Genomic DNA, 12,758 nt, shown 5'->3' on the forward strand with positions numbered 1-12,758 from the left:
CCCGGCAGCCATCGCCGCCGGGCATCTTGTTTATGCCGCCTGTTCGTTCTCTTCTGCCGCACGCTGTGCTTCGGCATCTTCTTGCGCCAGCAGTTGTTTCTCATAAACCTTAAAGAACGGGTAATAGATAACCGCGGATACGCAGGCCAGAATCACCACCAGGATCGCCGCACGGAAATCCCAGCCTAACGCCCACGCCCCGCCAATAGGCGCCGGTGCCGTCCAGGGCACCACGGAAATCACCCGGCCAATCAGATCCAGTTTCATCGCAGCCCAGGCGATGATGGCGTTGATCATTGGCGCTAACAGAAACGGAATAAAAAACACCGGGTTCATGACGATTGGCGTACCGAAAATGACCGGTTCGTTGATATTGAAAATACTGGGCACCACGCTCAGACGGCCAATGGATCGCAAATGCACTGAACGACTGCGCAGATAACAAATCACCAACCCCATCGTCGCGCCGGAACCGCCGACCACAATAAAGAACGTCCAGAAGGCTTCCATGAAGATGTGTGGCAGTGGCGCGCCCTGCGCCAGCGCGGTCTGGTTCATACCCAGGTTGGTAAGCCAGAACATTTGCAGCATACCGGAGACAATCGCCGCCCCGTGAATGCCAGCAAACCACAACAAGTGACCAATCAGTACCGCCAGTAAAATCGCTGGCAGCGAATCAGCCGCCGCCACCAGGGGTTTAAAGATAGCCATAATGGCCTGTGGGATCAGCATGCCAAACTGGCTTTGAATCAGCAGGCTCAACGGATACAGTGTTACCACGACGACCAGCACCGGAATCAGCAAATCAAAGGAGTTTTTGATCATCGGCGGCACCTGGTCCGGCAGACGAATGCCGATATTGCGCACGCGCAGGAAGCGCATCATTTCCACACAATACAACGCCACCAGAATGGCGGTGAAGATCCCCGTCCCGCCCAGGCTGTCTACCGGCAGCGTGCCGTTGGTTTTCGGCGCGGCCACCAGCAGAAACGCCATGATTGACAGCATGGCGCACATGAAGGGGTCGAGTTGATGCGTTTTTTCGTAGTGCTTGCCGAGGTTGTAAGCGATAGCAGCACAAATATAAATGGACATGATCCCCATCGTCATATCAAACGGCGTGAGAATTCGCCCTTCATACTCTTTCGCCAGATCCAGCCATGCACGGGCAAAACCCCAGGTGGTGTCCGGGGAAAATGGCGGATAGGCAAAGACCAACAGGAAGGAACCCACAATCATAAATGGCATCGCGGAAATAAAGCCGTCACGGATCGCCATGACATGGCGCTGGGACGAAATACGACCGGCGATGGGACTGACGTAATTTTCAACAAACCGGAATATCAGATTAAACGCAGCATGGTTAGCAGACATAGCAGCTCTCCTGACAGGCCATAGGCAGTAGCACAGCGATTAAGAGTTTATTGCCATGCGGTGAACTGCCTGGCACGCCGGATAATCCGGCGGTAATGCTCAGTAGGTTACGTTTCATACACGGCTCTAATTATGTGATGACAGAGGAAGTTACAAAATGAGTATTAATCGCCGCGGCGCTGACTGCAACCGGTTACTGTAACCGGTTGCAGTGATTGTGAAGAGGATCGAGAAATCGGCATGTTGTCGAATTATTACGCCGGATATTTACAGCGACTATCCGCTTGTGCCAGATTTGCGATATCCTTTTTGTGGAGATAAAAACGTGAGTTTGCAGTCCGTAAGGCAATTTTTCGCTGAACACGCCCCCGAAATTGAAATTATAGAGCTCAACCAAAGTACCGCCACTGTCGCTCTCGCGGCAGCCGCCCATAATGTCGCGCCCGGCCAGATTGCCAAAACGCTTTCCCTGAAAGTAAAAAATCAGGTGATCCTGGTGGTGGCAAAAGGGGATGCCCGGCTGGATAACAAAAAACTGAAATCCACTTTTGGCGCGAAGGCCCGCATGCTGAGCAGTGACGAAGTCGTCACCAGCACCGGACATCCGGTAGGCGGTGTCTGCCCTTTTGGGCTGGAAACACCGCTCGCGGTCTATTGTGATGTGTCGCTCAGACAGTACCAGGAAGTGCTGCCCGCAGCGGGCGGGATCCACAGCGCGGTGCGGATTTCGCCAGAGCGCATGGCGGAACTGACACACGCGACCTGGATTGACGTCTGCCTGTAAACTGACAGACCGTTAAAGTTTAGCCGCCAGACCGGGTTGACCCTTCACCTTACTGGCGGGTAAATGCATGATGATATCGGCCGCGCTCAATAACCCCATATCAGAATTCACCCCCAGCTTTGCCATCGCATTAAACTTATGCGCGCGTATCGTTTTGATATTACGCGCCAGCTGTGTGGCGATTTCCGGCATCGAATAGCCGTACGTCATGTAGCGCAGAATGGCGAGCTCCGTCGGGCTCAGACAGCCATTGTGACTCATGACCCATTGGTTAATGTCATCGTCGCTCTCCTGACGCGTGCCATTGAGCAGCGCCAGCAGCCGTTCGCTTAACGAGGCGACCGACTCTGATTTGCTCAAAATGCCGTGCAACCCTGAGGGAGACAAGTGGCGGATCAATAGCGCCTCATCGGCATTGTTGGTCAGCACAATGCGTTTCGTCTCCGGGTGCGACTGTGAGACGGCATTCAGGCACAGCAAGCTTTCCTGACGCAGTTCTCGCCCGCCTGAGAGCGAGTAAATGACGGCCCAGAAGGGTTGCCGGGCCATTGCCGCGTTGAGCGCCTGAACATGGCGAAAAAGATGGATAATGTAGCGGCCATCGGATGACTGGTGGAATAAATGGCAAAGACCCGCTTCGGTCAATGTACAGCGTTCTACGATAGCGACATGTCGCTTGTGTGCATCGTTTTCCATTCTTCCTGTTCTCCATAAACAGCGAATAAATTCAGCTCTTTCATTCCTCGTGAGCTGTTAATCCATGCGTACATTTCCGCATTGCTGCGCAAAGCCAGACGGCGCATGGCGCTATTTTTCTGCGCGCTGATGGTTTTGTTGCTTTTCTTCAACAAAGAGGCGATTTGGTTGATGCACCATCCCTTTGCCAGCAGACGCAACACCTTGCGCTCGGAAATTGTCAGGACATCCTGCTCGTCATCGTCGTAATCGTCTGTTTCCGCAGGGCAGAGCAGCGTCTGGCTGATCCTTTCCGCCGAGGCCAGCCCGCTACGAAAGACTCGCGCCAATTGTTCCACCGGCTCCGCATCGGACAGCAGCGTGCTCTCCGGGCGCAGCAGATATTCCACCGCGAAGGGGTAGCAGGCGCGCGACACCAGGAAAACCCAGTGAATGTCCCGGTACTGGGAAATCAGCGAATAATATTGCGCACAAAGGCTACGCGCCTGATGGCTTTCCCCTGTCAGCTCAACCACTACCAGCATGGCGCGCCGCAGTTGCAGCAGCGTCAGCTCTTCATGTGAGCCACAGTACGTCATTTCGTAGTCAGGTAAGCTGTCACGAATAATGCCGTGCAGCCCCACCTGAACGACCGGTGATTTACTAATGATAATTCCGTAATTGCAGCATCCCGCTCGCATAAAATCTCCGCCTCCCGCAAATTATTTGAAACATTAAGGACATATAACCAGAAAAGAAGAACAACACATTGCACATCACATGCAATGAATCATTTATTTAGTGAATAAATAAAATAATGGCTGAATCTCTGAGAGAATCGCCCAGGCACTATCTCACATCAGGGATAAAAAATTAATCGTGTACAGATTAGAAAATATAAAAAGAATAATTAGCAAAATTAAATATCCTCATTTGTCAGTTAATTCTCAGCCGATATATATTAGTGGAAAGCGTAAGAGATGAGATTAATGCGGATGAGAGGCGTTCCATCTGGCGAAAATCGCATTTTTCGCACATTGTTTGATCTTAACCCGAAGCTCCTCCGCGGCGCTTCAGGTAAAAGTATTCCATTGCGCGCGACTCCCCTGCGCGCCTGACGGCAGAGTGATTCATGGAAGTTGAGCAAGATGAACAGCGACAGGTCACGCGCTTGTGTATCCAGTGCGGCCTTTTTTTACTGCAGCACGGCGCGGAAAGCGCGCTGGTCGAAGAACTATCCACCCGTCTGGGGCTGGCGCTTGGAATGGACAGTGTGGAAAGCGCGATTTCCGCGAATGCCATCGTCCTTGCCACGATCAAAGACGGGCACTGTCTGACCTCCACCCGCAAAAATACCGATCGTGGCATTAACATGCACATCGTCACCGAGGTGCAGCACATCGTCATCATGGCTGAGCATAACCTGCTGGACTATAAAGACGTTGAAAAGCGCTTTGCGAATATTCGACCGCTGCGCTATCCCGGCTGGCTGGTGGTGTTAATGGTAGGTCTCTCCTGCGCCTGTTTCTGTAAACTGAACAACGGCGGCTGGGATGGCGCGGTGATTACGTTCTTCGCCAGCACCGTCGCGATGTACGCCCGTAGACTGCTGACCAAACACGCCATCCATCCGCAAATCAGCTTCTGTATTACTGCTTTTGTCGCCACCACCGTCTCGGGGTTGCTGTTGCGGCTGCCGATTTTTGCGCATACGCCAACCATTGCAATGGCGGCGAGCGTGTTGCTGCTCGTCCCCGGGTTTCCGCTGATTAACGCGGTGGCCGATATGTTTAAAGGGCATATCAATACCGGTCTGGCGCGCTGGGCGATTGCCAGCCTGCTGACGCTAGCGACCTGTATTGGCGTGGTGATGTCGATGACGTTATGGGGGCTTCCGGGATGGGCGTAATTGATTTTCTGCTCGCGCTGACACAGGACATTGTGCTGTCGGCGATCCCTGCCGTGGGCTTTGCCCTGGTATTCAACGTACCGCAACGCGCACTACCCTGGTGTGCACTGCTGGGGGCGATTGGTCATAGTTCGCGCATGGTAATGATGACCGCCGGGTTTAACATCGAATGGTCCACGTTTGTTTCCTCGATGCTGGTCGGCAGCATCGGTATTCAGTGGTCCCGCTGGTATCTTGCGCACCCCAAAATATTCACCGTCGCCGCCGTGATCCCGATGTTCCCCGGTATTTCGGCGTATACCGCAATGGTGTCGGCGGTGAAAATCAGCCACTTTGGCTATTCGCCTGAGTTAATGGAACTTTTAATCAGTAATTTTCTGAAAGCCTCATCCATCGTCGGCGCCCTGTCCATCGGGCTTTCCGTGCCTGGGTTATGGCTTTATCGGAAACGTCCGCGCGTCTGACGGGCGGCAGCATCCCACACAGGGACTATCATTACATGTTAACAATCCATAAAAATGGGATCGATTTTCTGTTCAACATGCAATGAGGAACCTGTTATGTCATTAGAAAAAGTGGTCTACACCGCCAAAGCTAAAGCCACCGGAGGGCGTGATGGTCGTGCTGTCTCCTCTGACGGCGTGTTAGACGTGAAGCTGGGTGTGCCGAAAGAAATGGGCGGCGCAGGCGGCGACGTCACCAACCCGGAACAATTGTTTGCCGCGGGTTATTCCGCCTGTTTCCTCGGGGCGATGAAATTCGTTGCCGGGCGCGACAAAATCTCTATGCCAAAAGACGCGTTCATTGAAGGCGAAGTGGGTATCGGACCGCTGCCAACCGGTTTTGGTATTGAAGCCAAACTGAACATTCATCTGCCTGGCATGGACGAAGCCGAGGCGAAGAAACTGGTGGATGCCGCGCATATCGTTTGCCCGTACTCCAACGCCACCCGCAACAATATTGATGTGACCCTGAATATCATCGCCTGATGTTATTCCCGACACCCTCTCGCACAGAGAGGGTGTGCCGGTTCCCCTCCTCTCTGTGCTACTATGTGCCAATATTCGGTTGCGGACTCTCCGCGTCTTCTCCGTTATCTTTCTGTGTTGAGATGGTGATATGACTTCTCGTATTTTGACTTCCGAGGTCATCGGTATTGACGCCTTAGTGGATAATCACGCCACGATACTGGCACAGGCTGAAGGCGGCGCTGTGGCGGTTTTCGCCAATAACGCCCCCGCATTTTACGCGCTGACACCTGAGCGTCTGGCGCAATTGCTGGCGCTGGAAGAAAAGCTGTCGCGCCCCGGTAGCGATGTCACGCTCGATGCGCAACTGTTTGCCGAACCGGCGTCCGGGCCGGTTGCCGTGCCGATGGGCAAATTCGCTATGTATCCCGACTGGCGTCCTGATGAGGATTTTCCGCGTCTTGCCGCGCTGTGGGGTATTGCGCTGAACGCCCCGGCAACGCCGGAAGAGCTGGCGTCGTTTATCACGTACTGGCAGGCGGAAGGAAAAGTGTTTCACCACGTACAATGGCAGCAAAAACTGGCCCGCAGCATTCAGACAGGCCGCGCCAGCAGTGGTGGACAACCGCCCCGCGATAACAGCATGATGTCAGAGCCGGATAAATCGATTCCGTTTGGATTCAGGGGAGCAAAATGAAAAACCTTGGCGATTTAATGAAACGCCTGCAAAAGGTGATGCCAGCGCATATCGAACCCGCGTTTAAAACCGGGGAAGAGTTGCTCGCCTGGCAAAAAGCGCAGGGGGAAATTCGCTCGGCAGCCATCGCGCGTGAAAACCGGGCGATGAAAATGCAGCGCACCTTTAACCGCTCGGGTATTCGCCCGCTGCATCAAAACTGCTCCTTTGATAACTACACCGTGGAATGTCAGGGACAACTGGATGCGCTCAATATGGCGCGCCAGTACGTCGAAGAATTTAACGACAGCATCTCCAGCTTTATCTTTTCCGGCAAACCCGGCACCGGCAAAAACCATCTTGCGGCCGCCATCTGCAACGAACTGCTGCTGCGGGGCAAATCGGTGCTGATCATCACCGTGGCCGATATTATGTCCGCCATGAAAGGCACTTTTGGCAATCGCGACGTCAGCGAAGAGCAGTTGCTGAGCGATCTCAGCAATGTGGATCTGCTGGTGATCGACGAGATAGGCATGCAGAACGAATCCCGTTATGAGCAGGTGATCATCAATCAGATCGTTGATCGTCGCTCTTCCTCTAAACGCCCTACCGGCATGCTGAGCAACCATAATTCGCAGGAAATGACCCGCCTGTTAGGCGAGCGCGTGATGGACCGCATGCGCCTCGGCAACAGTCTGTTCGTCACTTTCGACTGGTCGAGCTTCCGCCCGCGCGTCACCGGTAAAGAGTATTAAAAACCTCGCGTCTGAGCCTGACCGCGTTCGGACGCGCCTTTCCTTTCCCCACCATATCGGGTGTGAGCCCGATCAAAAAAGTCCTTTTCTAAACCAATTCTGAACCACAGCACAATTCGATGACAGTAAAATTGCACTAAGGTGACGGTACAATTAAAGTGTGGCTCGGAAAATTGTGCTGATTGGCCAGCGTGCGGCTGGCGCTATTGAGGGTGCGTTGTGTCAGAGTTGCTATCCATCGCTCTTTTTCTTGCCTCCGTGGTCATTTATGCCTGGAAAGCGGGACGTAACCGCTGGTGGTTTGCCGCCACCCTGACCGTGCTCGGCCTGTTCGTCGTACTCAATATCACGCTATATGCCAGTGATTATTTTACCGGCGACGGCATTAACGACGCCGTGCTTTATACCCTCACCAACAGTCTGACTGGCGCAGGCATCAGCAAATATATCCTTCCGGGTGCCGGGCTGATTGTGGCGCTGGTGCTGGTTTTCGGCGCACTGGGCTGGATTTTACGCCGCCGACATCTCCCTCACCATTTTGGTTACAGCCTGGTGGCGCTGCTGCTGGCGCTGGCTTCCGTTGATGCCAGCCCGGCGTTTCATCAGCTCAGTGAACTGGTGAAATCGCAGTCCCGCGACGGCGACCCGGATTTTGCTGCGTACTACAAAGAGCCGTCGAAAACGATCCCCAATCCGAAGCTGAACCTGGTGTACATCTACGGGGAAAGCCTTGAGCGCACCTATTTCGACAACGTCGCGTTCCCGGATCTGGCACCGGAGCTGAATAAGCAAAAAGACGGCAGCATTGATTTTAGCCATACTACCCAGCTACCGGGCACCGATTACACCATCGCTGGCATGGTCGCGTCGCAGTGCGGCATTCCGCTGTTTGCGCCATTTGAGGGCAACGCCTCGGCTTCCGTCTCCAGCTTTTTCCCGCAGAATATCTGCCTTGGCGATATCCTGAAAAATTCCGGTTATGAAAACTATTTTGTGCAGGGCGCTAACCTGCGCTTTGCCGGTAAAGACGTGTTTCTCAAATCCCACGGTTTTGACAACCTGTACGGCGCGGAAGAGCTGAAAACGGTGGTCGATGACCCGAACTATCGCAACGACTGGGGTTATTACGACGACACCGTGCTGGACGAAACCTGGAAGAAATTCGAGGAACTCTCCCGTGCGGGCAAGCGTTTCTCGCTGTTCGCGCTGACGGTTGATACTCACCACCCGGACGGTTTTATTTCGCGCACCTGCCAGCGCAAGCGCTATGACATCAATGGCAAAGCCAATCAGTCATTCAGCGCCGTCAGTTGTAGCCAGGAGCACATCGCCGCGCTGATCAGCAAGATCAAAGCGTCGCCTTACTTCAAAAACACGGTGATTGTGGTTTCATCGGATCATCTGGCGATGAAAAATACCGCCTGGGATCAGCTCAACAAACAGGATCGCAATAACCTGTTCTTCGTCATTCGCGGCGACCAGCCGCAGCAGGAAGTGGTAGGCATTAAGCGCAGCACGATGGATAACGGCGCAACGGTGCTGGATATCCTCGGTGGCGATAACTTTATCGGCCTCGGGCGCAGCAGCCTGTCCGGCCAGTCGCTGTCTGAAGTGTTCCTCAACATGAAAGAGAAAGTGCTGGCGTGGAAGCCGGACATCATTCGCCTGTGGAATTTCCCGAAAGAGATGAAAGACTTCACTGTGGATGCGGACAAAGGCATGATCGCCTTCTCTGGGACCCATTTCCGCCTGCCACTGCTGCTGCGCGTCTCCGATTCCCGCGTTGAGCCGCTGCCGGAAAGCGAATATTCCGCCCCCCTGCGCTATCAACTGGCAGATTTCGCTCCGCGCGATAATTTCGTCTGGATCGATCGCTGCTACAAGATGGGCCAGCTGTGGGCACCGGAAATGGCGCTTTCCACTGACTGGTGTGTCTCACAGGGGCAACTGGGCGGCGAGCAGAAAGTCCAGCACGTCGATAAAGCGCAGTGGAAAGGCAAAACCGCCTTTAAAGATACGGTTATCGACATGACGCGCTACAAAGGCAACGTCGATACCCTGAAAATTGTCGATGACAACATTCGCTATAAAGCCGATAGCTTTATCTTCAACGTCGCGGGCGCCCCGGAAGAGGTTAAGCAATTCAGCGGCATTTCGCGCCCGGAACTGTGGGGCCGCTGGTCTAATGCGCAGCTTGGCGACGATGTGAAAATTGAATACAACGCACCGCTGCCGGAAAAATTCGACCTGGTGATCACCGCCAAAGCCTTTGGCCCGAACGCCAACAAACCGATTCCGGTGCGCGTCGGTGATAGCGAGCAGTTACTCACACTCAGCAACACACTCACTACCACCACATTGCACTTCGAGAACCCGTCGCGCAGCAATCTGCTGCAAATTGTGCCGCCGGATCCGCAAGCCACCAACGAGGGCAATATCCTCGGCCATTCGCCGCGCAAGCTGGGTATTGGCATGGTGGAAATTAAAGTGGTGAAAACCGAAGGGTAATACGAGGGGAGCAATAGCTCCTCTTTCTTATCTCAGCACCGCCCGCATTTCATACTGGCTTACCGGCATCGTCATATACCCTGCTGAGGCAAACAGCGTGGCAAACGACTCGGGCACCGACACCACTGTCGCCAGCGCCGGGAATTGTTGATTCAGCGCCCGCAACATCTCGCGCCCCTGCCCGCGCTGGCGCCATTCCGGGGCGACATAAAGCATCCGCAACTGCGGTTTGTTCGCCAGAAACGACACCACCGCATACGCCTGTTGATGGACAAACGCGCGGCACGGCAGCGTGATAAACGTTGTCGGATCCATCAGCCACGGCAATCTTTCTGTCGACGCCGACATCAGCGTACGTACCAGCGGCATCACCGCGGTCTCCTGTAATGACCGTGCGGTCACCTGCCCCGGCTGCATGCCCTGATAACCAAACACTCCCTGCGTGAGGGTAAAACCGAGCGATTTATATAGCGCCACGCCGGGCTGGTTGTCGCTGATCACCTCCAGCCACATATCCTCCACACCCTCATTTCCCAGCGCCGCCATCAATGGCGCCAGCAGTTTTTTGCCGAGCCCCTTGCCGCGATACGCCGGACGAATAGCAAATGCCGCCAGACGGGACGACGCCCCGCGCCGGGTGATAATCGCCACGGCAACAGGGTTATCGCCGTCCATCCAGACACAGGAATCCACCAGGCTGAGCCCTTCCGCGCCAAAGCGCTGCGCAAACACCGGCACCGGCAACGAGACCGGGATACTGTAGCCTTCGAAACAGTCGCCAAGCATGGCGGCAAGCTGTTCGCAGCTATAACGGGTCGCCGGGACGACGGTAATTGGCATAGAATTCTCCTTATTCAACATGGACAGACTACGCGATGAAATCTAACACCTTTCCGGACGCGATACTGTTTCGCCGGACGCAAAACAACGATGTCCCCGCGCTTCCCGCGATTGAACGATCGGCGGGACAGACGTTCTTAACTATTCCGTCACTGGCCTGGCTGGCGCAGGACGATATTGTGAACGCGGCGACGCATCACCAGTATGCAGAGCGCGGTCAAAGCTGGGTTGCGGTTCATGATCAACAGCCGATCGGTTTTTTACTGCTGGAGCCGCTGGATGACGCGCTGTATATCGCTGAATTCTCACTGCATCAGGCATGGCAGGGAAAAGGTATTGGTCGTCGCTTTCTGCATTTTATTTGCGACCACGCCCGTGAAGCGGGCTATCCGGCGTTAACGCTGACCACATTTCGCGAAGTGCCGTGGAATGCGCCGTTCTACGCGCAACTGGGTTTTGAAATTGTCGATGATGCCAGGTTGGCGCCCGGGCTGGCGGCAAAACGTGAAACAGAAACGGCGCATGGCATACCGCGAGAATCGCGATGCGCCATGCGCCGTACGTTGTAACCCCGGCGGGCAAATGCTGCCGGGGTTCAGTCAGTCAATCAGAAGGATTCCCAGCTGTCGCCGCTGTCCGTTACGGCCACTTTTTTCAGTTGAGCCGGTGCCGGAAGCGATTTTGTCGGGGTCGTCTGTTTCGCCTGTTGCTGCTGGATGCGAAACACCGCGACGGCCTGCGTCAGGCGGCTTGCCTGCTCTTCCAGCGCGGCAGCGGCGGCGGCGGATTCTTCCACCAGCGAGGCGTTCTGCTGCGTCACGCGATCCATCTCGGCCACGGCCAGGCCGACCTGGTCAATGCCACGGCTCTGCTCGTCGGACGCCGAAGCGATTTCGCCCATGATATCGGTCACGCGGGTCACCGCATTGACGATCTCATCCATGGTTTCACCTGCGCTTTCCACCAGTGTAGAACCAACGTCCACACGGCTGACGGAATCTTCAATCAGGCTCTTAATCTCACGCGCCGCCTGGGCACTGCGCTGCGCGAGGTTACGGACTTCACCAGCCACCACCGCAAACCCGCGGCCCTGTTCGCCAGCGCGTGCCGCTTCCACCGCGGCGTTCAGCGCCAGAATGTTGGTCTGGAAGGCGATGCCGTCGATGACGCTGATGATGTCGGCGATTTTCTGCGAGCTGCCAGCGATGTCACGCATGGTCTGCACCACGTTATCCACCACTTTACCGCCTTTCTGCGCCGTTTCGGACGCGCTCAGCGCCAGATTGCTGGCCTGACGGGCATTTTCGGCGTTCTGCTTCACGGTCGCCGTCAGTTGTTCCATACTCGCGGCGGTCTCTTCCAGAGACGCGGCTTGCTCTTCCGTACGTGAAGAGAGATCGTTGTTACCCATGGAAATTTCACTGGCGCCGCTGTAAATCGCATCCGCGCCGTTACGCACTTCACCGACGGTGCGCACCAGCTCACCCTGCATATGACGCAGAGAATCCGCCAGTTGCCCCATTTCGTTAGTGCCTTCCACGTCGATGCGTTTCACCAGATCGCCGCTGGCGATATGACGAATGCTGCCAATCAGACGGTTCAGCGGGCCAAGCAGTGTTTTATGGATGCCCAGCCAGACCACAACGATCACCGCCATCACGACGATCAGCACGCTAATCAGCACCCAGATCGCCTGTGAATAGGAATTGCTGCTATCGCTAACCGCGATTTCATACAGATGATCGTTCTGTGCCAGGTAGTTGACGTACTGTTTCTCAAAGCCGTCCTGGTAACCTTGCGTCGGCTGATCGAAGAACTCGTTAATTTTGCCTGCACCCAACAGCTGGATCAGCTCCGCCAGCGCGCCGTGGTAAATATCATAATTACGTTTGATTTCCAGCGCAGCGGCTTCACTTTGACGCGGGTCACGCGGCAGCGCCTCATATTCAGCCCAACGTTTCTCTGCTTCCACCAGCGATTTCGACGCGATCTGCATCAAATCAGCCACGGTCGCACCGCTGCCGATATTGCTCTGATCCATCATGTAACGGATACCCGCGCGGTTCAGCGTGTTACGGGTCTGCAGCAGTGCCACCCAGCTGGCGTTCAGCGTAGACTGCTGCTGGCGAATGGTCTGCAATACAGTGAAGTTCTCTTTGTCGTGCTTGAGCGCGTTAAAGAACAACCCGCCCGACGTCAATTGCAAAAGTCCAAATAACATAAGCACCAGCACGAGACTGGTGACAATCCTGATACGGTTTAACATGTT

At 54.9% G+C, this 12,758-nt stretch carries 13 protein-coding genes; 8 read left to right on the top strand and 5 right to left on the bottom strand.

Features of this window, described 5'->3' with window-relative positions; genetic code table 11:
• Nucleotides 1-30: 30 nt before the first annotated feature.
• Nucleotides 31-1,374, bottom strand: a complete 1,344-nt coding sequence (locus QMG90_RS18410; protein WP_283281093.1) for a PTS sugar transporter subunit IIC — start codon at nucleotides 1,372-1,374, stop codon at nucleotides 31-33.
• Between the two features lie 325 nt (nucleotides 1,375-1,699).
• Between QMG90_RS18410 and QMG90_RS18415 the strand changes: the two genes are divergently transcribed.
• On the top strand, nucleotides 1,700-2,158 hold the full coding sequence (locus QMG90_RS18415; protein ID WP_283281095.1) for a YbaK/EbsC family protein: 459 nt from the start codon (nucleotides 1,700-1,702) through the stop codon (nucleotides 2,156-2,158).
• A 12-nt stretch (nucleotides 2,159-2,170) separates the two neighbouring features.
• Here the strand turns inward: QMG90_RS18415 and bglJ are convergent, their stop codons facing one another.
• Together bglJ and QMG90_RS18425 are read right to left on the bottom strand one after the other, a co-directional pair.
• Entirely contained in the window at nucleotides 2,171-2,854 is a 684-nt protein-coding gene (gene bglJ, locus QMG90_RS18420; protein WP_283281096.1) for a DNA-binding transcriptional activator BglJ, read from the bottom strand.
• Nucleotides 2,815-3,534 carry a helix-turn-helix transcriptional regulator gene (locus QMG90_RS18425; protein ID WP_283281097.1) on the bottom strand — a complete coding sequence of 240 codons (720 nt, stop codon included), beginning with the start codon at nucleotides 3,532-3,534 and terminating at the stop codon, nucleotides 2,815-2,817. The genes bglJ and QMG90_RS18425 overlap by 40 nt, the downstream gene beginning before the upstream one ends.
• A gap of 431 nt (nucleotides 3,535-3,965) precedes the next feature.
• Here QMG90_RS18425 and QMG90_RS18430 point away from each other — a divergent pair, with 431 nt between their 5' ends.
• The 6 genes from QMG90_RS18430 (at nucleotide 3,966) to opgB (ending at nucleotide 9,649) form a co-directional block, all read left to right on the top strand.
• A complete protein-coding gene (locus tag QMG90_RS18430) occupies nucleotides 3,966-4,742 on the top strand; it encodes a threonine/serine exporter family protein (RefSeq protein WP_283281098.1) in 777 nt (258 codons plus the stop codon).
• Entirely contained in the window at nucleotides 4,733-5,206 is a 474-nt protein-coding gene (locus QMG90_RS18435; RefSeq protein WP_283281099.1) for a threonine/serine exporter, read from the top strand. The genes QMG90_RS18430 and QMG90_RS18435 overlap by 10 nt, the downstream gene beginning before the upstream one ends.
• Nucleotides 5,207-5,302: 96 nt before the next feature.
• Nucleotides 5,303-5,731 carry an organic hydroperoxide resistance protein gene (locus QMG90_RS18440; protein ID WP_283281100.1) on the top strand — a complete coding sequence of 143 codons (429 nt, stop codon included), beginning with the start codon at nucleotides 5,303-5,305 and terminating at the stop codon, nucleotides 5,729-5,731.
• A 130-nt stretch (nucleotides 5,732-5,861) separates the two neighbouring features.
• Nucleotides 5,862-6,407 (top strand): primosomal protein DnaT, encoded by a 546-nt coding sequence (gene dnaT / locus QMG90_RS18445; RefSeq protein ID WP_283281101.1) that lies wholly within the window; start codon nucleotides 5,862-5,864, stop codon nucleotides 6,405-6,407.
• Nucleotides 6,404-7,141, top strand: a complete 738-nt coding sequence (gene dnaC / locus QMG90_RS18450) for a replicative helicase loader DnaC (protein ID WP_283281102.1) — start codon at nucleotides 6,404-6,406, stop codon at nucleotides 7,139-7,141. Before dnaT ends, dnaC begins: the two co-directional genes overlap by 4 nt.
• Nucleotides 7,142-7,360: 219 nt before the next feature.
• A complete protein-coding gene (opgB, locus tag QMG90_RS18455; protein ID WP_283281103.1) occupies nucleotides 7,361-9,649 on the top strand; it encodes a phosphatidylglycerol--membrane-oligosaccharide glycerophosphotransferase in 2,289 nt (762 codons plus the stop codon).
• 27 nt (nucleotides 9,650-9,676) lie between these two features.
• Here opgB and QMG90_RS18460 read toward each other — a convergent pair whose 3' ends face one another.
• Entirely contained in the window at nucleotides 9,677-10,489 is an 813-nt protein-coding gene (locus QMG90_RS18460; protein ID WP_283281104.1) for a GNAT family N-acetyltransferase, read from the bottom strand.
• A 35-nt stretch (nucleotides 10,490-10,524) separates the two neighbouring features.
• On the opposite strand from QMG90_RS18460, the gene QMG90_RS18465 reads away from it, so the two are divergent.
• A complete protein-coding gene (locus QMG90_RS18465; RefSeq protein ID WP_283281106.1) occupies nucleotides 10,525-11,058 on the top strand; it encodes a GNAT family N-acetyltransferase in 534 nt (177 codons plus the stop codon).
• Between the two features lie 38 nt (nucleotides 11,059-11,096).
• Here the strand turns inward: QMG90_RS18465 and tsr are convergent, their stop codons facing one another.
• On the bottom strand, nucleotides 11,097-12,755 hold the full coding sequence (gene tsr / locus QMG90_RS18470; protein WP_283281108.1) for a methyl-accepting chemotaxis protein: 1,659 nt from the start codon (nucleotides 12,753-12,755) through the stop codon (nucleotides 11,097-11,099).
• Between the last annotated feature and the right edge of the window lie 3 nt (nucleotides 12,756-12,758).

This window comes from Trabulsiella odontotermitis (assembly GCF_030053895.1).
Lineage (GTDB): Bacteria > Pseudomonadota > Gammaproteobacteria > Enterobacterales > Enterobacteriaceae > Trabulsiella > Trabulsiella odontotermitis_C.